Raw genomic sequence first — 19,734 nt, 5'->3', positions numbered from 1 at the left:
GCCCAGCCGTGTAGCGCGCGATCACCTTGCTGATCAGCGCCGGCGCGCCAGATCCTCGAGCATTTCCCAGGACTTCAGACCGCGTCCGCCCAGGTGATGCAGCAGCACGCCACGCATGCTGCGACGCAATCCCGGCATGTCGTCGGCCGCAGGCATGACGTCTTCGCCCAGCGCCAACAGCGCCGCGCCGGTCACCGTCTCGCGCCGGTCCTGCGCCAACCGCTCGCTCAATACGCGCAATGCGCCTTCCTGCGGATCGAGGCGGTAACGTGCCGCCGGGTCGATCGGTTGGCCGTCGTTGTCGTGTTGCAGATCGAAGGCAAACCCGAGCCCATCGAGCACATCGCGCTCGAACCGGCGCAAGCCCCAGGCCAACGGCAGGTTGGAGGCCAGATGCGCCCGCGCCCGCGCATAGCAATCGAACAGCTCGGGCACCGGGTCGTTGCGTGGGGCCAGCCGCAGCAGTAACTCGCTGATGTAGAAACCGGCCAACATGGTTTCGCCGGCCAGGCGCGGCGCAGTGTCCAAGGCCTCGGCCTGGCGGAGTTGCGCAAGCTCGCCGCGCTGCATCGCCGTGAACTGGATCAGTTGCAAGGGCTGCAATGCGGCGCGCAAGGCCTGTTTGCGCGGCGCGTGCACACCACGCGCCAGCAATCCCACCCGCCCCTGCTGCTCGGTGAGCACTTCCACCAGCAGACTGGTCTCGCGCCAGGGGCGCACATGCAGGACGAAACCGCGTTCGTTGTCGATCAGCATGTCGGCAGGCGTGACCGGGTCCCGGTCTTACTCGTATCCGAACGCCTTCAATGCCGCTTCGTCGTCCGACCAGCCTTCGCGCACGCGCACCCAGGTTTCCAGGAAGACCTTGGCGCCGAACAGCCGCTCCATCTGCAGGCGCGCCTTGCCGCCGATTTCCTTCAGGCGGGTGCCACCCTTGCCGATCACGATCGCCTTCTGGCCTTCGCGCTCGACCCAGATCACCGCGCCAATGCGCAGCAATGCGCCGTCTTCGGCGAAGCGCTCGATTTCCACGGTGGTGGCATACGGCAGTTCTTCGCCGAGCTGGCGCATCAACTGCTCGCGCACCAGTTCGCCAGCCAGAAAGCGCTGGCTGCGATCGGTGATCTCGTCCTCGCCGAACATCGCCTCGGCTTCGGGAACCAGCTTGAGCAGATCGCCGACCAGCGCTTCCAGGCCCTTGCGCTTGAGCGCCGACACCGGATGCACTGCGGCGAATGTGCGGCCTTCGCTGACCTGGGCCAGGAACGGGAACAGCGCAGTCTTGTCCTTGAGCCGGTCGACCTTGTTGACCACCAGCACCACCGGCACCTTGGAATCGCTCAGGACATTGAAGGCCAAGGTGTCTTCTTCGTCCCAACGGCCGGCCTCGATCACCAGCACTGCGGCATCCACACCTTCCAGCGAGCCGCGCGCGGCGCGATTCATCACCCGGTTCATGGCGCGCTTCTGCTCGCGATGCAATCCGGGCGTATCCACCAATGCCAGCTGCCCCTCGGGGAAGGTGGCAATGCCAAGCAAGCGATGCCGCGTGGTCTGCGGCCGGTTGGACACGATGCTGACCTTTGCGCCGACCAGCGCATTGGTCAGGGTGGACTTGCCGACATTGGGACGGCCGATCACGGCAACGCTGCCGCTACGGTGGGGGGAAGAGGTTTCGCTCACGTGTTCGAATCCAGTTGTGCGATGACGAGGGTGGCCGCCTGTTGCTCGGCGAGGCGACGCGAGGTGCCCTGGCCTTCGGCGCGGGCGACGGGCTGTTCCAGAATGCAGGCGACATGGAACTGCTTGGCATGTTCGTCGCCGCTTTCACTGATCAGCGCGTAATTGGGCAGCGGGAGTTGCCGCGCCTGCAGCCATTCCTGCAGCCGGGTCTTGGGGTCTTTTTCCGCCTTGCCCACCGGCAGCGCGGCCAGCGACGGCTCGAACCAGGGCAGCACCACCTCACGGCAACGCTCGAAGCCACAGTCCAGATAGATCGCCGCGACGATCGCTTCGACCGCATCGGCAAGGATCGAATCGCGCCGGTGGCCACCGGATTTCAGCTCACCCGGACCGAGCGTCAGCCGCTCGCCCAGATTCAGCGTGCGGCCGATCACGGCCAGTGCCCCTTCGCGCACGAGTTCGGCGCGCGCACGGGTCAATGCGCCTTCGTCGGCCTTGGGCCAGCGCTGATACAGCGCCTCGGCGATCAGCAGATTGACGATGCCGTCGCCGAGGAATTCCAGTCGTTCGTTATGCGGGGTCCCGGCGCTGCGATGCCGCAGCGCCTGGGCGAGCAGACCCGGATCGGCAAACGCGTGCCTGATCGGATCGCCACGCTGGAAGGTTCTATTGCCCACCACGTCCAGTCATGTCCTGCGATGTATCGAATTTGCCCACCACATCGAGATTGCCGATCATTTCGCGACGCACTTCGTAGTTGACCTTCATGCGCCAGCCGCCTTCGATGCGCTCGAACTTGACGTCTTCTTTTTTGACGTTTTCCGAGTAATTGATGTACAGCCGACGGAAGAACAGATCCTGCAACTTGGACGGATCCATCTCGCCGGCGCCGGGCTCTTTGGCCAGACCCTTCATCGCTGTGCGCACGGAATAATATTCCTGATACATCGGAAACAGCTTCATTCCCAAGTACAGGCCAAACCCCACCACCGCCAGCACCACCACGAACGACGTCAACGTCATACCGCTCTGCTTGCGCTTCATTGTGCTTCCCCTGGCACGCCGTGCGTGCATTTACTGGATTCCGGTCCCGATCCGCGACGGATCGAAACTCCCCTTGCAGAACCACCCTTCGCAATTGAGCCAGATCAAAAACGCCTTGCCGCGCAGATTGGCCTCCGGCAGGAAGTGCGTCTGGGTCCAGAAGCGGCTGTCTTCGCTGTTGTCGCGATTATCCCCCATCACGAAATAGCTGGCGGCCGGCACGGTCCAGTCGCCCTGCCCGGCCGGCATGTTGCGATCGACCCATTCCAGCACGGTGTGCGTGCGGCCCGGCAGGTCCTCGACCAGCAGCGTGGTGCCGGTCATCTCGGCGCCCTTGCCCTTGCCGATGTACTCGCCCTTGACCGTGTAGCGCATCGGCTTGTCGTTGATGTACAGCGTATCGCCGTGGAAACCGATCTTGTCGCCGGGCAGGCCGACCACGCGCTTGATCCAGTTCTGGTCGGGCGCATGCGGCGGCTTGAACACCACCACGTCGCCACGCTTGGGCTCGCCGGTCGGGATGAACTTGGTATTGGTGATCGGCAGACGGAAGCCGTAAGCGAACTTGTTGACCAGGATGAAATCGCCGATCAGCAGATTGGGCATCATCGAACTGGACGGAATCTTGTACGGCTCGGCCACGAAGCTGCGCAGGATCAGCACCACCGCCAGCACCGGGAAGAACGCACGCGAGTAGTCGATGATCGCCGGCTCGCTGTCCAGCAGCCCGGCACGTGCGGCGCGGCGCTTGGCCAGGAACAGCTTGTCCAGCAGCCAGATGAAGCCTGTGCCCAGCGTCAGTACGACCAGGGCGATTTCAAACCATTTCATTGATGTTCCTTTCGGAAAGGGAATCGAGAATCGAGAATGGGGAATCGGAACAGCAGGAGCGCTTGCGCCCTTACGATTCCCGATTCCCGATTTACCATTCCCAGCTACTTATCCATCTGCAAGACAGCCAGGAAGGCCTCCTGCGGAATCTCCACGCGGCCGACCTGCTTCATGCGCTTCTTGCCTTCTTTCTGCTTTTCCAGCAGCTTTTTCTTGCGCGAAACGTCGCCACCATAGCACTTGGCCAACACGTTCTTGCGCATCGCCTTGACCGTGGAGCGCGAGATGATCTGCGCGCCGACGGCGGCTTGAATTGCCACATCGAACATCTGTCGCGGGATCAATTCCTTCATCTTCTCGCACAGCTCGCGGCCACGCCGATCGGCGTAGCTGCGGTGCACGATGATGCTCAGCGCGTCGACCTTGTCGCCATTGATCAGGGTATCCACGCGCACGAACGGGCCGGCATCGAAACGCAGGAAGTGATAATCCAGCGAGGCGTAACCGCGCGAGACCGACTTGAGTTTGTCGAAGAAATCCAGCACCACTTCGGCCATCGGCAACTCGTAGCTGATCTGCACCTGGCTGCCCAGGTAATTGATGCCGATCTGGCTGCCGCGCTTTTCTTCGCACAAGGTGATGATGTTGCCGACGTAATCGGGCGGGGTGAGGATGTTGGCGCGAATGATCGGCTCGCGGATCTCTTCCACATGGTTCAACGGCGGCAGCTTGGACGGATTGTCCATCGGGATCACGCTGCCGTCGGTCTTGAGCACTTCATAGACCACGGTCGGCGCGGTCGAAATCAGATTGAGGTTGTACTCGCGCTCCAGACGCTCCTGCACGATTTCCATGTGCAGCATGCCCAGAAAACCGCAGCGGAAGCCGAAGCCCATCGCCTCGGAACTTTCCGGCTCGAAACGCAGCGCCGCATCGTTCAGACGCAGCTTGTCCAGCGCTTCGCGCAGGTCCGGATAATCCTCGGCATCGACCGGGAACAGGCCGGCGAACACGCGCGGCTGCATTTCCTGGAAACCGGGCAGCGCATGCGGTGCCGGGTCGGCCGCCAGGGTCAAGGTATCGCCGACGGGGGCGCCATGCACGTCCTTGATCGAGGCGTTGATCCAGCCCACTTCGCCGGCGCCCAACGCGGGCAATTCCTTGCGCTTGGGGGTGAACACACCGACCTTGTCGACCAGATGCGTGCGGCCGGTGGACATCACCAGGATCTTGCTGCCCGGCTTGATCTCGCCCTGCATCACGCGCACCAGCGACACCACGCCCAGGTAGTTGTCGAACCAGGAGTCGATGATCAGCGCCTGCAGCTTGTCGGTATCGCGCGGTTTGGGCGGCGGAATGCGCTGCACGATCGCTTCCAGCACCAGATCGACGTTAAAGCCGGTCTTGGCACTGACCGCCACCGCGTCTTCGGCATCGATGCCGATCACCGCTTCGATCTCGGCCTTGGCGCGCTCGATGTCGGCGGTGGGCAGGTCGATCTTGTTGAGCACCGGCACCACTTCCAGGCCCTGCTCCACCGCGGTGTAGCAATTGGCGACCGATTGCGCTTCCACGCCCTGGGCTGCATCCACCACCAGCAGCGCGCCTTCGCAGGCCGCCAGCGAGCGGCTGACTTCATACGAGAAGTCGACATGCCCGGGGGTGTCGATGAAGTTCAGCTGGTAGACCTGCCCGTCCTTGGCCGTGTACGGCAAGGACACCGACTGCGCCTTAATCGTGATGCCACGCTCGCGCTCGATCGGGTTGGAATCGAGCACCTGGGCTTCCATCTCGCGCGCCTGAAGGCCGCCGCACAGCTGGATGATCCGGTCGGCCAGGGTGGATTTCCCGTGGTCGACGTGGGCGATGATGGAGAAGTTGCGGATATTCCGCATTGAATCTGAGGACATTGAGGTGGGCGCCGGCGGAGCCGTCGTCAGGGTAACGCAGCATTATCGCACGCTACGGCCCCGCAGGGCCGAGAATCGGGAATAAGGAGTGGGGAATCGGAAAAGCCAGGCGAGCTATCGCCTCGCGGAGCCGCTCTTGCCATTCCCGATTCCCGATTCTCCATTCCCTCCGTCAGCCGCCAGCCTTCAAAGCGACATAGCTGGTGGCCTTGCCATCGGTGACCAGCAGCATGACCACATCGCCCTTCTTGACACTGGCCAGCGCGCGGTTGATGTCGGCGACGCTGCCGACCTTGGTGCGGCCGACACGCGCGATGATCAAGCCCGGCGACAGCGGCGGCTGGGTGCTGCGCGCTGCCGCGCCAGTGACCGAGGCGATGCGCACGCCCTCGCCCGCTTCCAGGCCCAGGCGACTGCGCTCGGCGGCGGTCAGATCGGCAAGCCGCAGCCCGAGCAGTTCCACACTGGCCGGTGCGCTCGGCTTGCTGTCGTCGGCAGCAGTGCGCGGTGCGGCGTTGCCGGCGGGGTTGTCCAGCGTCGTCAGGGTGACCGCCACCTTGCGCGGCTTGCCATCGCGCAACACGTCCAGGTTGACCTTGGTGCCTGGCGCCATCAGGCCGATCATCGGCGGTAGATCGCTGGCGACATCGATCGGCTTGCCGTTGACGGCGCGGATCACGTCACCCACCTCGATTCCGGCCTTGGCGGCGGGGCTGCCGGGCGGAATGTCGTTGACCAGCGCGCCACGCGTATCCGGCAGGCCCAGGCCCTGCGCCTTGAGCGAGTCGATCGGGCCGACCGCCACACCCAACATGCCGCGGCTCACGTGGCCGGTGGCCTTGATCTGCTCGGCGGCACTGAAGGCCAGATCGATCGGGATCGCAAAACTGATACCCATGTAGCCGCCCGAGGCGGAGAAGATCTGCGAATTGATGCCGATCACTTCGCCGCGGGTATTGAGCAGCGGGCCGCCGGAGTTGCCCTGGTTGATCGCCACATCGGTCTGGATGAACGGCACATAGCGCTGTTCCTGCCCACCAGTACTGCGACCAATGGCACTGACGATACCGGCGGTGACCGAATGATCCAGCCCGAACGGCGAGCCGATCGCCACCACCCACTGGCCCGGCTTGAGCGAATTGGAATCGCCCAGGCGCACGGTCGGCAGGCCCTTGGCCTCGATCTTCAGCAGCGCCACGTCGAACTGCTCGTCGCTGCCGACCACCTTGGCCTTGAACTCGCGGCGGTCGGTCAGCTTGACGGTGACCTCGCTGGCGCCATCGACCACGTGGTGATTGGTCAGCACATAGCCGTCGGCCGAGATGATGAAGCCCGAGCCCATCGACTTGCCGGCAATGCCGCCATCGTCATCGCCCTGCCCTGGGCCACCCGGCCCCTGGCGCGGCCCGCCCGGCATCTGGAAATCCGGCCCGAAGAAGCGGCGGAAGAACTCCGGCATCTGCTCGTCGCCGGGCATCGCGCCGCCATCCTGCCCACCCGGCCCGCGTCGCTGGCGCGCCATCGCGTCCTTGCGGGTGATGGTGGTTTCGATATTGACCACACCCGGGCCGACCTGTTCGACCAGATTGGTGAAGTCCGGCAAGCCGCTCACCAGCTGCGGCGCCGGGGTGGCGCTGCGGTTGGCGGCAATCGGTGCGGCATCCTTGGCGGCGGGCGCGGGCTGCTGCGCGCAAGCGGCCAACGGCAGGGTCATGGCGATCAGGCCGAACATCTGGGTGCGAATGCGGTGGTTCATCAGGTTGCCTCCGATGGCAGGGCGACAGGAGCCAAAGCCCCGCCACTGCAGGGGTCTGGCACGATAACGGGAGGGAGGGCGCCGAATGGATGAAGATCGGCGGCGGCATCAATCCTGCAGCGGCTGCACCGGCAGCGGCCGGTTCGGCGCAGGGCTGGCGACACCCTGCGGCGCGGGCTCGAACGGATAGAACGCCGTGCCTTGGCCGCCTTGGCGGAAACTGGCATTGAGCGGACTGTCGCCGGCACCGGACAGCGCCGCCCGTGGCCACGGGCGCGCCTGCAAGGTGGTATCCGGATGCGTGAACGGATTCGATGGCGCCGTGACGGCCGTAGCTGCCGCCGAGGCGGGAGCGGCGGACGCCAGCATGCGGGTTGGCGCCTGCTGCTGACGCGCGGCGACGCTGCGGGCGGCCTGCTGGTTGCGTGTGGCCGCGCCACGGCGCGTGGACGCCAGCGCGGCGGCCGGCACCGCTGCGGCCAGCGCGACAACCTCATCGGGGGCCGCCGGGCCGGGCTCGGCCGGACCCTTCGGCGCCACGGGCGTCGTCGAAGCCTGCGCGGTGGCGGGCAGCTGCGCCACGGTGGCGAACACCGGGACCTGTTCGGCCGGCGGTACTGTCTCGGGCAGACGCTCGCGCGCCATGAACAAGGCAATCGCCGCGACCGATGCCGCAATCGCCGCACCACCACCCCAGCGCCAGCGCGTGGCCGGACGCGTGGCTGGCTGCGCCTGCGACACCGGCTCATCGGCAATGGCGCTGCGCACGCGTGCGGCAAAATCCAGCGGTGCCGGCGCACTGGCTGCGCCGCGCAGCACGTCGCCGCACAGCTGCCAACGTTCGTGGCAACCGGCCAGCTCGTCGTCGTGCGCCAGACGGCGCAACAAGAAGCGCGACTCGTCGGCGTTCAACTCGCCATCCACCAACGCAGACAACTGCTGGCGATAGTGAAGCTCGAACTTGTCGATGGTGGACATCACAGGGGTATGGCTCATACGCGGTGTCGCTCACGGGTGGCGCTTTCGGTCTCCAGCAGAGGCCGCAGCTCGATGTCGATGGCCTCGCGCGCCCGGAAGATGCGCGAGCGCACCGTTCCGATCGGGCAATCCATCTTTCGCGCGATTTCGTCGTAGCTCAGCCCGTCCACCTCGCGCAGGGTGATGGCCGACCGAAGTTCTTCCGGCAGGGCTTGGACCGCACGCATCACCGTTTGTTCCAGCTCCTGTCGCATCAGTTCGCGCTCCGGGGTATCGGTGTCGCGCAAGCGGGTGGCACCATCGAACTGTTCGGCATCGCTGATCTCGATATCGTCGGTGGGCGGACGGCGGTTGTGCGCAACCAGATGGTTCTTGGCTGTGTTGACGGCAATGCGGTGCAACCAGGTATAGAACTGCGAGTCGCCGCGGAAACTGTTGATCGCGCGGTAGGCGCGCACAAACGTATCCTGGGCCACGTCCTGACACTCGCTCCAATCGGCGATGTAGCGCCCGATCAACGCAACGATGCGGTGCTGGTATTTGCGCACCAGCACATCGAACGCTGCGCTCTCGCCGCGCTGCACACGCCGGACCAGTTCCAGGTCCAGCTCCTGAGGTGTATCGACTTCGGCCATGTCGGGCCGCACTCCTGTCAGCCCACCGAAGTCGGGCAATGAGACAACCATTGAAGGGAAAAGTTCATACCGATCCGTACGATCGTCACGCACCAGGCTAGCTGCACCGATGCGCCACTGGCGAGGCCTCGCACCAGGCGCGCGTCGCCCTGCCGACAGGTATGGGTATTTGACGTGAAGGAAACAACCTCTGGATGATAACGATCTTTCCTTATATCTCCGGACGGCCAGACGCATGCTTCCAGGTTTCGACGGGCTCCGATTCAGCCATTGGCAGGCCGACCTGCGCGAGGACGGCGTGGTCGTGCTCAGCCTTGATCGCCAGGGCGCACCGGTCAACGCGTTTTCGCAGGAGGTGCTGCTCGAACTGGGCGCGCTGATCGAACGCCTGGCACTGGAGCCGCCCAAGGGCGTGGTGCTGCGCTCGGGCAAGGCCAACGGCTTCATCGCTGGCGCCGACCTCAAGGAATTCCAGGAATTCGACCGCAAGGGCACGGTCAACGACGCGATCCAGCGCGGCCAGAGCGTGTTTCAGAAGCTGGCCGAACTGCCCTGCCCCACGGTGGCGGCGATCCACGGCTTCTGCATGGGTGGCGGTACCGAGATCGCGCTGGCGTGCCGTTATCGGGTGGCATCAGACGATGGCAGCACGCGCATCGGCCTGCCGGAAACCAAGCTCGGCATCTTTCCCGGCTGGGGCGGCAGCGCCCGCTTGCCGCGCCTGATCGGTGCGCCGGCGGCGATGGATCTGATGCTGACCGGCCGCACCGTGTCGGCCAAGGCAGCGCGCGCGATGGGCCTGGTCGACAAGGTCGCCGCGCCTGCGGTGCTGGTCGATGTCGCCGCCGCACTGGCGCTCACCGGCAGCAAACGCCCGTTCAAACAACGCGCCACTGCGTGGGCCACCAACACCTTGCTCGCGCGCAAGCTGCTGGCGCCACAGATGCGCAAACAGGTCGCACGCAAGGCGCGCAAGGAGCATTACCCGGCGCCGTATGCGTTGATCAACGTGTGGGAACGCGCCGGTGGCAGCGGCATCCAGGCGCGCCTGGCCGCCGAACGCAAGGCGGTGGTGAAACTCGCCAGTACACCGACCGCACGCAACCTGATCCGCATCTTCTTCCTCACCGAGCGCTTGAAAGCGTTGGGCGGCAAGGACGCTGGCGCTGCGGTGTTGGCCCCTATCCGCCATGTGCATGTGATCGGTGCCGGCGTGATGGGCGGCGATATCGCGGCCTGGGCCGCCTACAAGGGCCTCGAGGTCACGCTGCAGGATCGCGAGCAGCGCTTCATCGACACCGCGCTGACGCGCGGCGGCGAATTGTTCGACAAGCGTGTGAAAGACGAGGCCAAGCGGCCGGCAGTGGCGGCGCGCCTGCGTGGCGATCTGGCTGGTGCGGGCGTGGCGCAGGCGGACCTGGTGATCGAAGCGATCATCGAGAACCCGCAGGCCAAGCGTGATCTTTACCAGTCCATCGAGCCGCAACTCAAGCCGGATGCGTTGCTGACCACCAACACCTCGTCGATTCCGCTGACCGAGTTGCGTGGACACATCCAGCGTCCGGCGCAATTCGCCGGCCTGCACTACTTCAATCCAGTGTCGATGATGCCGCTGGTGGAAATCGTGCAGCACGACGGCCTGGATCCGGCCAACGTCGCGCGCCTGGCCGCGTTCTGCAAGGCGCTGGACAAGTTCCCGGTGCCGGTTGCGGGCACACCCGGTTTCCTGGTCAATCGGGTGCTGTTCCCGTATCTGCTCGAAGCGGCCACCGCGTATGCCGAAGGCGTGCCGGGCCCGGTGCTGGACAAGACCGCAGTGAAGTTCGGCATGCCGATGGGGCCGATCGAACTGATCGACACGGTGGGGCTGGATGTCGCCGCCGGCGTGGGCGCGGAGCTCGCCCCCTTCCTGCACCTGCCGATTCCTGCAGCATTGGCCACCGTGGAGCCGGGCAAGCGCGGCAAGAAGGACGGCCAGGGCTTGTACAAGTGGGAGAACGGCCGCGCGGTCAAACCGGAGGTCGCCAGCGGCTACGCGGTGCCGGCAGACCTGGAAGATCGCCTGATCCTGCCGCTGCTCAACGAAGCGGTCGCCTGCCTGCACGACGGCGTGGTGGCCGATGCGGACCTGCTCGATGCCGGCGTCATCTTCGGCACCGGCTTTGCCCCGTTCCGCGGCGGCCCGATCCAGCACATCCGCAGCGTCGGCGCCGGCGCGCTGCTGGACCGTTTGCAGGCACTGCATGCGCGTTACGGCGATCGTTTTGCGCCGCGCCCAGGCTGGGATTCGCCGTTGTTGCGTGAGGCGGTGATGTGACACGCTGACTTCAGCTGCCACTTCGAACAAACGCGCAGCCGAGCCGCTAGCGGCGATCACATGGCATGAGGTCGTGGAGTAGCGCGTCATCGGCGGCGCATGTGGCAAGCGACAAAAAAGAACGGCGAGCTAAGGCTCGCCGTTCTTTTTTGCACAGTCACGAAGCGACTCAGAACCGCAGGCCCACACTGGTGAAGAAGTAGCGGCCGGCTTGGTCGTAACCACCGAGCGAGTTGCCGTTGTAGGTCAGGCTGCCACCCACCAACGGCGGTTCCTTGTCGGCGATGTTGTTGACGCCCAGCGTCCAGGTGACGTAATCGCCCAACTGCATCGAACCGGAAAGGTCGAAGTAGTTGTAGGCAGAGACCTTGTTGTCCTGATTGACCAGGCGCACGTCGGTGGTCCCCGGCGTGCCGTCGGTATTCTGGTAGTCCAGCTCACCGATATAGCGCCAGCGCAGACTGACGGTGTAGCGATCGAAGTTGTAGCGCGTGCTCAGCACATGCCGCCACTCGGCACTGTTGCACGCCACGTTGACCACGCCCGCGCAGTCGTAGGTCACTTCCTGCACGCCCGGAACCGGCTCGTATTCCTGCTTGAGGGCATAGCTACCCATCATCGAGGCTGTCAGGCGGCCCGGGCCGACACTCCATGCATACGACGCAGTCAGATCGATACCCTGGAAATGCAATGAGCCGAAATTGTCCTGGGAATTGAAGATCAGACCGGAGATGTCCGCATCGCTGCCGCGGAACAGATCGCCTGTCGTGGCATTGCGGCGGACGCGGCTGCAGATATCCGCATTGCCGGTCACACCGCAGGCGGTCAGGATGTTGGATGAACCGATCGAACGGATCGCATCGTCGATCTTGATGTCGTAGTAGTCCACGCTCAGATCGAGCCCCTTGATCGGGCTGGCAGCAAAACCGACCGTCCAGGTGTTGGCCGTTTCCGGCTGCAGTGAAGCATTACCGCCACCGATTTCGTTGTACTGACCTGCAGGGTTTGCCGCCACACGGCCGTATTGCGCGGCCGTCACACCGGTGTTGGCGCACTGGGCCTGGGTAAATGTCGGATTGGCGCCGGCGCAGGGGTCGCTCCCGCTCCACAAATTGATTGTATTTTCGTTGTACAGCTCGGTCACGTTCGGAGCGCGGATCGCACGGTTCCAGCCTGCACGCAGGTGGTATTTGCCATCGACAAACGTCGCACCCAGACCGACCTTGTAAGTGCTGACGCCACCGGAGATGTCGTAGTCCGAGTAACGATAGCCAAGCTGCATGTCGAGGTTGTCCAGACTGCCTGCCTTGGCCAACAACGGTACCGCACCTTCCAGAAACAGCTCCTTGACGCTGATGTCGCCGGACACATTGGATGTAGGGCCACCCAGACCGGTGAAGTTGCCGGTCTGCATATTGCTGTCGGCCACCCGCTTGAAGGTCTCGGTACGGGTTTCCACACCACCGACCACGCTGATCGGGTTATCGCCGGCCCACGGCAGGCTATAGCCAAAGTTGCCGGTCACGTAGGCGTTGAACACGCGCATCGAGGTTTCGTAATTGACGATACCCACGCCCTGCAGGGCTTCTGCCTCGGCTGCGGTGACGCTATCGTTCCACACGCTGTACGGCACGCAACCGTCGAACGAGCCCGGCTGGCAGCCCAGCAGTGCATCGCGTACGCGGGTGGTCACGAAGTCGTTGATGTTCTCGGACTTGGTGGTACTGCGGTTATAGGTAAACGATGCGTCGTAGGACCAGTTGTCGTTGATATCGCCCTGCGCACCGCTGGTGATGCTGAAACTGTTGCTGTCCGAATTGGTGATACGCGGGCCGCCTTCGACGTTGCGCTTGGCGACATACACAGTGAATTCGTCGTCGGTGATGCCGACATCGTTACACAGGCTGCCAAGTACCGATGTGCCGCAATTGACATTGAGATCGGTAAAGAACGCACCCGATGGCGCAATCTGCGTCGAACTCTTGCGATTGACGAACAAGGTTTCGAGGTAGGGCTTGAAGTGCTCGTTCACTTCGTATTTGAAGCTGCTGCCGGCGGTATAGCGCGTATCCGGGCGCTGGTAGTAATTCACCGGCGCAAAGTTGTAGAGATTCGGAGATGCAACCTGCGACCAGGTGCCGCTTGCGGAAGGCTGCACGTAGAACGCACCCGCAGAAGGCGCGACCACATAGAAGTTGGCCGGATCTGCAGTGGCAGAGCCGCCGCAAGCAGTTCCGCGATTGCTCAATGCACACGCAGAGTAATCGCGCTGCCCCTGCAGCAACGGATCGTTTTCGCGCCAGGTTGCCCATGCGGTGGCGTGACCCGATTCGCCGAAGCTGCCGCCGATGGCAAGGTCTACATTGCGGGAGATGCCGTCGAAGCCGGAATTGCCGGTCGGATAATCGTATCCCGCATCGTCCATCAAGCCGCGCATCAGCTTGTTGCCATTGTCGTGCTGATAGGCGTTGTAGCCCATGTCGACACTGACACCTTCGAACTCGTCGTCCAGCACGAAGTTGACCACACCGGCGACGGCATCCGACCCGTACACCGCAGAAGCGCCGCCGGTCAGGATGTCCACACGGCGTACCAATGACGCGGGAATGATGCTGATATCCGGGCTTTCGCCGATGCCCTTGGGAATGCGCCGGCCATTGACCAGGGTCAACGTGCGCTGCGCGCCGAGGCCGCGCAGATCGACCGTTGCATAGCCGTCCGACCCATTGTTGGCGAAGTTATCGAAGGTCGCAGCGAGTTGCGGATATTGATTGATCAGATCTTCGACCTTGGTCGAACCGGAGTATTGGAATTCTTCCTTGTTGATTTCTGCCACCGGACTGGAGGCGGTCATTGTCTGGCTCTTGATACGCGTGCCGGTGACATTGACCGTGTCCAGGCTTTTGGCATCCAACGACGGCTGCTCCTGTGCCATGACGGTTCCCGACAAGGCCAGCGCAGCAGCGCCAACCGTGAGCGATACCCTGATGGCATCGCGCAACTTGGTGGTCTTCAATCTCATCTTTCTCTCCGAAAGTCCGAACGGGGGAAAGCAGCGCAATGCGTCGGCATCTGAAGTGATGCGAGCGCGGATCGACTGCGACATCGTTGGCGAACGCATTCAAACTGCGCAGCCACATTGGCAAACGGCCGGGCGAAGAGCGCTCCGAAAAACGTTGCCAACCCGATGTTAAGACGATGTTGACGAAAGTTAAAGCGCCATTCAGAAATGCTCTGAATAGGTGCGTTGAAGCCCCAAAAGAGTGCGCCCGTCACGGAAAAACTGCCTCGCTGCACCCCTGCGACCTGTAGAGGCTGGTCTCCGTAATCGTGGTTACATCTATTCCATAGAAGCTAAAGCTCGCTTCCGCGTGCCAGTTGGGCTTGTTGGTGGTTGATGGCGAATCCCTAGAAACTGAAACTCAAGACACGCTCACACCCGCCGCTTGGAGCCGCTTCATTAACGGAGCGAGCTCGTTCAAATGCCGCCGAGAACTGTGCACCGACCGTTGATGGACCTCGCCACGCACCTGCGCAGCGCTGGCAGTGACAAACGCCACGTCCTTCAATTCGGACGTATTTTCATTCGATGAAAGTCCACACCACGTCAGCACTCGCGTGATCTGATGCTCGGTATCGCGCACCAGATCTTCGTAATGCACATCGAGAATTTTCTCGGGCAGCACCGAGTGCCAGTGGCGCATGGTCTGTTGGTACGCGAGGTAATAGTCGCCAAGCTCATCGAGCGCGTATGAAAACGGATAGGCGTTGTAGAACAGGGTCTTGTATATCGCATAGCACGTGTCCAGCGGATCGCGCACCAGATGGATGATGCGCGCCCGCGTCAGCGCGGTCGCAATCATGCCGCAGTAAAGGTAATTGACCGGCATTTTGTCGATGAGTACCGGATGACCATGCACCACTTCACGAGCGCCGCGCAGATACTCTTTGCCGACTGCTGCGAAATCGATCTTCAGCGACGCCTGCGCCGCTGTCAGGCCGGGATTGCTCGCCATCACGCCAGAGGTGGCGCTTCCAAGAACTGCTCCGAAATCCATCAATTCGCCTGCAGAGCGCGCGCCGCCGCGTTGTATGAGCAATCGTTCCAACAAGGTGGTGCCTGACCGCGGCAGGCCGACGATGAAGATCACGCCCTCACCGTCGTGACCCGGCCGCAACGTGCGTAGGGCATCCGCAGCATAGGCTTGGCGCACCGCAGCGATATGCGCACACTCGGCGGTCACGTCGTACTGCAAGGTCTTGCGCTTGCATGCCGCTGCTGTGGTCAATGTTTCGAAGGATTGTGCATGTTGCCCAAGATCTTCCAGTTCCTTGGCCAAGGCGTACAGGCCTGCGGCCCTGGCAGATGGCTCCGATAGCGTGGTTGCCAGCCGGTGGCGCAGGTCGTCCAGATGGTTGTGCTGCCCGGTCTGACGCCGGAGCGTTGCGCGCAGGTACAGCGCATCGCCAGCAGTTGGGGCAAGTTGCAACAGCCGCTCCACGGTGACTTCAGCGGCATCGAATTCGCCACCGAAGAACTGCATGGTCGCCAGGTCGTACAGCAAGGATGGCTGGTCCCCCAGCAGCGTCAGCGCTTGCTGATAGGCGTCACGGGCTGCAGCCACGTCCTGGCAGCCACTGTACAGCGCGCCGATCCGCCACCACGCGTTGCCATCCGCTGCTGCCAGCGCCTGCGCTTGACGCGCGACCAACGTCGCCTCACGGCGACGGCGCAGCTGTATCAGCAGGCTGGCATATTTGATCAATAAGGGAAGTGGCGACGATGCCACCGCTGCAGCGCTGGCGATGCACTCGGCTGCAGCATATGGATCACCGTTGGCCAACCGGGCTTCGCTTGCGAATTCGAGCAGGTGAGCGTTGTCAGGCTGGTCCGCGCAGGCGCGATCGGCCAGAGCAATTGCGTCGGCATAACGGCCTTGACGCAGCAATTGATATCCGTCGCGCAAGAGTGCGCGCAGCTGTGTCTCAGTCAATCCATTCTCCCTGTTTGGTGCACTGTGGCCGGTCATCCGGCTAGTCGATACGACGCGCGCGCAGCGCCACGCCGGCAGCGGTCACCAGCATGTAGCTGCCCATTGCCGCCTTGCGAAGCACTATCACATCACCTTCGGCCAAATGGCCGCGGCTGCTTGCTTCTGTCAGTGCCCAGCGCTGGTGCGTATCAAGAGACACCGTGCGGGTGCCGTCTGCCTGATAGGTCACTGCAAGCACTGTTGCGCTCAGTTGCGCAGGCGACGACCGTCTCGCAGCAGCAGCAGATACTTCATCTGCGTTATGGCCAAACTCACGCACGCCCCTGCTGGCTTCTGCGGCCCGTACGGCCTGCGCTGGCGGGAAGCTGGCGTCGTAGCAGGCCAGCCGCGGCAATGGCTCAAGTACCGACGCGCATTGATGCGTTGGAGTCTCCTGAGCCACCACACCCCATGTGCAGCACATGATTGCCAGCCCACACAGTCTCCGCTTGTGCATTTGCGCATCTTCAATCGTCGGTTGCGCCTGAGCATACAAGGCAACCGGACGGCGGTGGAGAGCCAGGCCGGCGCTGTTTTGCCTGGCATCGATTGAACAGGCTGCAAGCGCCATCTAAGCTGCGGGTCTGAACTGACGCACTGCCTCCCAGGATTACGCCTTGAACATGTCTTTGCAGCAGGCCGCACAACTACTGCAGCAGGGCCAGTTGCAGCAGGCGATCGTGGCGTATCAGCGCGTGCTGCAGACGCAGCCGCGCTCGGCCGATGCCTGGTACAACCTGGGGTACTTGTTGCGCCGGACCGGCAATGCGTCCGGTGCGCTGGACGCTTATGCGCAGGCATTGGTCTGTGGCGCAACATCCCCCGAGCAGATCCACCTCAATCGCGCCGCTCTTTATAGCGACCATCTCCATCAGGAGGCGGCGGCGCAGCGCGAACTCGACCTGGCGCTGCGCTGCCGGCCCGACTACGCTCCGGCGCTGCTCAATCTGGGCAATCTGCACGAAGAACTGGGCGCACGCGACCAGGCGATTGCGGCCTATTGCCGACTTGTCGCTCTTGTCGATAGCGACGCCGCTACGCACGCGCTGCAGCTGCAAGCCACTGCACGCCTGCTGCATCTGGATCCGCCTATCCACGCCGAGGACATGCGCCTGCTCACACTCGGGCAGGCAGTCTCGGCACCCGACCAGGATCCGGAGCTTGTCGCCAGCTTGCTGCATGCGCTGGCCCACGCCTACGACCGTCTCGGTCTGCACGCGCGCGCATTCGACGCAGCAAGCGCCGGCAATCGTCATGCTCATGCACAGGCAAGGCGCTACGACCCGCTTCGGAGACAACAGCATTTCGACCACATCGCGAAGGTATTTGCCGCAGCCGATGGCGCGACCGCCCCGCTGCCGCAGGTTGCTGAGCACGACACGGTGTCTGCGCTGTTTATCTGCGGCATGTTCCGCTCCGGCTCCACCTTGGTCGAACAGGCCTTATCGCGCCATCCCTGCATTGCGGCGGGCGGTGAACTGGATGCGCTGCCACGACTGGTGGCACAGTCGCTGTCGCCGTTTCCGCAGGCTGCACATGCGCTATCCGCTCAAACCCTGGCCCAGTTGGCGACCAGCTACCGGCAACGCGTGGCAGCGGCTGTTCCCGAACAGGCGCACCTGCGCTATGTCACCGACAAGCGACCGGATAATTTCCAGTTGATCGGTTTGATCAAGCAGCTGTTTCCCGCCGCAAGAATCGTGCACACGCGTCGTCATCCACTCGACAACGGGCTGTCGATCTTCATGCAGCAGCTCAATCCGCATGGGTTTGGCTATGCAGGTCGACTGGAGGATATCGGCCATTTCTACGCGGCATATCAACGCTTGATGGAGCATTGGCTATCGCTGTATCCGGACAGCATCCATAGCTTCGACTATGACGCCTTCGTCGCCGCGCCGGAACCGACCTTGCGCGCCTTGCTGGACTTTCTGCAGTTGCCCTGGGAACCGGACTGCCTGAATTTTCACCTCGCAGCCGGGGCCGTGAGAACCGCCAGCTACTGGCAGGTGCGTCGCCCCTTGCATGCCGATGCATCGGGACGCTGGCGGCACTACGCTGCGCAGCTTGCTCCTCTGCGCACCGCACTCGCCCAGGCCGGCGTGACGCTTGCGGATTGAGCCTGGCTGCGGCAGCAGCGCGTCATCCAGCACGGTGACGTGCGATGGCGGTCTCCATGGCATTGACCATGCCGCGCTCTTCCTGGGTCAGCAGCGGATTCCAGATATCGAAGATCAGCACCACGCGCACCTGCGCACTGTCGTTGCGCGCCTCATGTTCGATCGAGTCGTCGAACACCAGTACCTTGCCGACCTCCCAGCGCCGCCAGTCATAACCGACGCGAAAACTGCAACCCTCCGGCACGATCAACGGCAGATGCGCCACCAGACGCGCATTGGTTTCGCCATGATGCGGCGGAATGACGGTCTGCGGCGCCAGCACCGAAAACATCGCGTTGGGACACACGCCATCGATCTGCGCGGCGTCGACCGATGACAATGCGGCTGCAGTGGCGGGACACCGCACTAGATGCTCCTGCACCGGCTTGCCATGGGCCCAGAGCGGATAGGAACTCCACGCCGGCGAATGATTGAGCTCTTTCCATTGATTGACCGGCTGGTCAAGTGCGTAGGCGATATAAGGGGCGAATCCGCGTTGATCGTCGTGCATGACCGCATGCAACTCCTGTGCGATTGCGTCGGTCTGGTCCTGCACTGCATCGATCCACGGGAAGGAATCCGTTGCGTGAAACGGCAAGGCCGGCAATCGAGGCACATACAGGCGGTTGGATTGGGAATGGAAGGGACGACTGCGCCCGCAGGCGATCGCTGCGGCCTCGTCCCAGCGCCCCTCTAGCGCTGCATCCACCGCTGCCCTGGGGCTCGCAAGCAAGGTCTGCAACTGCGTTTCCAGTTCCAGCGTGTCCTGTTCCACCGCTTGCTTGGCAAGGGCTAGCTTGCGGCGCAACACCGCCGGCCATTGCGGTTCTGGCGGCGCGACTTTCAAAGCGTCGCGATAGACCACGGCGGCCGCACGTGGGCGACCGCGCGCTTCCAGAAACGCCGCCTTGGCCAGCAGGCCGGGCAGGAAGTAGGCATCCAGCGCCAAGGCGCTACTGATGGCCTGCCACTCGCCATCCACGTCGCCCTGCGCCTGCTTCACCACCGCAATGGTCAGCACGATCATCGGGTCGCCTGGGCTGCTTGCGCGTGCACCGCTCAGATACTCCAACGCTGCCGTTGTGTCGCCCCGTTGGTAGGCGTGCACGCCCAGGCTATACAAGGCTTGCGGATGCGCAGGCGCCAGTTGACGCACCTGTGCCCATAACTGCTCGGCCTGTTGCCACTGCCCCGCCGATGCCGCGGCACCTGCCTCGGCGATCAGCGCGGCGATCTGTTCGTTTGTCTGTTCGATCTGTAACGCCATGACACCCGCAGCCTGTCAGCCTTCCCCGGCTCGATCATACGGCTTGAGCGGCATCGCAACAGCCAGGCTGCTACGTAGCACGCTGCCTGTGCGCGACCTGCACACGCTGCTGTGAGCGACG

15 protein-coding genes are annotated in these 19,734 nt (G+C 63.4%); 2 read left to right on the top strand and 13 right to left on the bottom strand.

The window, feature by feature from the left end:
- Positions 1–33: 33 nt before the first annotated feature.
- The 9 genes from recO to rpoE all read right to left on the bottom strand — a co-directional run bounded on the left by recO (position 34) and on the right by rpoE (position 8,837).
- Positions 34–756: a DNA repair protein RecO gene (gene recO / locus NYR97_RS15825; RefSeq protein ID WP_205392026.1), complete on the bottom strand. Its 723-nt coding sequence runs from the start codon at positions 754–756 to the stop codon at positions 34–36.
- Between the two features lie 27 nt (positions 757–783).
- The gene (gene era / locus NYR97_RS15820) at positions 784–1,683 is read right to left on the bottom strand and encodes a GTPase Era (protein WP_210762018.1); all 900 of its coding nucleotides are present in this window, start codon (positions 1,681–1,683) and stop codon (positions 784–786) included.
- Positions 1,680–2,360 carry a ribonuclease III gene (gene rnc, locus NYR97_RS15815; RefSeq protein ID WP_316694489.1) on the bottom strand — a complete coding sequence of 227 codons (681 nt, stop codon included), beginning with the start codon at positions 2,358–2,360 and terminating at the stop codon, positions 1,680–1,682. Before rnc ends, era begins: the two co-directional genes overlap by 4 nt.
- Positions 2,350–2,757: a DUF4845 domain-containing protein gene (locus NYR97_RS15810; RefSeq protein WP_026064646.1), complete on the bottom strand. Its 408-nt coding sequence runs from the start codon at positions 2,755–2,757 to the stop codon at positions 2,350–2,352. Before NYR97_RS15810 ends, rnc begins: the two co-directional genes overlap by 11 nt.
- Positions 2,758–3,558, bottom strand: a complete 801-nt coding sequence (gene lepB / locus NYR97_RS15805) for a signal peptidase I (RefSeq protein WP_016903795.1) — start codon at positions 3,556–3,558, stop codon at positions 2,758–2,760.
- 104 nt (positions 3,559–3,662) lie between these two features.
- Positions 3,663–5,453, bottom strand: coding sequence for a translation elongation factor 4 (lepA, locus tag NYR97_RS15800; protein WP_006449892.1), 1,791 nt, complete (start codon positions 5,451–5,453; stop codon positions 3,663–3,665).
- A 187-nt stretch (positions 5,454–5,640) separates the two neighbouring features.
- Complete coding sequence (locus NYR97_RS15795; RefSeq protein WP_316694485.1) at positions 5,641–7,224, bottom strand: DegQ family serine endoprotease; 1,584 nt, start codon at positions 7,222–7,224, stop codon at positions 5,641–5,643.
- 108 nt (positions 7,225–7,332) lie between these two features.
- The gene (locus NYR97_RS15790) at positions 7,333–8,220 is read right to left on the bottom strand and encodes a sigma-E factor negative regulatory protein (RefSeq protein WP_316694483.1); all 888 of its coding nucleotides are present in this window, start codon (positions 8,218–8,220) and stop codon (positions 7,333–7,335) included.
- Positions 8,217–8,837 carry an RNA polymerase sigma factor RpoE gene (gene rpoE / locus NYR97_RS15785; RefSeq protein ID WP_043908138.1) on the bottom strand — a complete coding sequence of 207 codons (621 nt, stop codon included), beginning with the start codon at positions 8,835–8,837 and terminating at the stop codon, positions 8,217–8,219. The genes NYR97_RS15790 and rpoE overlap by 4 nt, the downstream gene beginning before the upstream one ends.
- Positions 8,838–9,072: 235 nt before the next feature.
- Between rpoE and NYR97_RS15780 the strand changes: the two genes are divergently transcribed.
- Positions 9,073–11,154 (top strand): 3-hydroxyacyl-CoA dehydrogenase NAD-binding domain-containing protein, encoded by a 2,082-nt coding sequence (locus NYR97_RS15780; protein WP_316694479.1) that lies wholly within the window; start codon positions 9,073–9,075, stop codon positions 11,152–11,154.
- Positions 11,155–11,323: 169 nt separating this feature from the next.
- On the opposite strand, the gene NYR97_RS15775 is transcribed toward NYR97_RS15780, so the two are convergent.
- The 3 genes from NYR97_RS15775 to NYR97_RS15765 all read right to left on the bottom strand — a co-directional run bounded on the left by NYR97_RS15775 (position 11,324) and on the right by NYR97_RS15765 (position 16,644).
- Entirely contained in the window at positions 11,324–14,176 is a 2,853-nt protein-coding gene (locus NYR97_RS15775; protein ID WP_205392032.1) for a TonB-dependent receptor, read from the bottom strand.
- Between the two features lie 400 nt (positions 14,177–14,576).
- Positions 14,577–16,148, bottom strand: a complete 1,572-nt coding sequence (locus NYR97_RS15770) for a tetratricopeptide repeat-containing sulfotransferase family protein (RefSeq protein WP_316698292.1) — start codon at positions 16,146–16,148, stop codon at positions 14,577–14,579.
- Positions 16,149–16,188: 40 nt separating this feature from the next.
- Positions 16,189–16,644 carry a hypothetical protein gene (locus NYR97_RS15765; protein WP_316698291.1) on the bottom strand — a complete coding sequence of 152 codons (456 nt, stop codon included), beginning with the start codon at positions 16,642–16,644 and terminating at the stop codon, positions 16,189–16,191.
- A 160-nt stretch (positions 16,645–16,804) separates the two neighbouring features.
- Here NYR97_RS15765 and NYR97_RS15760 point away from each other — a divergent pair, with 160 nt between their 5' ends.
- A complete protein-coding gene (locus NYR97_RS15760; protein ID WP_316694475.1) occupies positions 16,805–18,307 on the top strand; it encodes a tetratricopeptide repeat-containing sulfotransferase family protein in 1,503 nt (500 codons plus the stop codon).
- Between the two features lie 22 nt (positions 18,308–18,329).
- Here the strand turns inward: NYR97_RS15760 and NYR97_RS15755 are convergent, their stop codons facing one another.
- Positions 18,330–19,613: an aspartyl/asparaginyl beta-hydroxylase domain-containing protein gene (locus tag NYR97_RS15755; protein ID WP_316694474.1), complete on the bottom strand. Its 1,284-nt coding sequence runs from the start codon at positions 19,611–19,613 to the stop codon at positions 18,330–18,332.
- Positions 19,614–19,734 lie beyond the last annotated feature (121 nt).

It is taken from the genome of Xanthomonas hydrangeae (assembly GCF_032697525.1).
In the GTDB taxonomy this organism is placed as follows: domain Bacteria; phylum Pseudomonadota; class Gammaproteobacteria; order Xanthomonadales; family Xanthomonadaceae; genus Xanthomonas; species Xanthomonas hydrangeae.
This window is presented reverse-complemented; position numbering and strand designations above follow the sequence as displayed.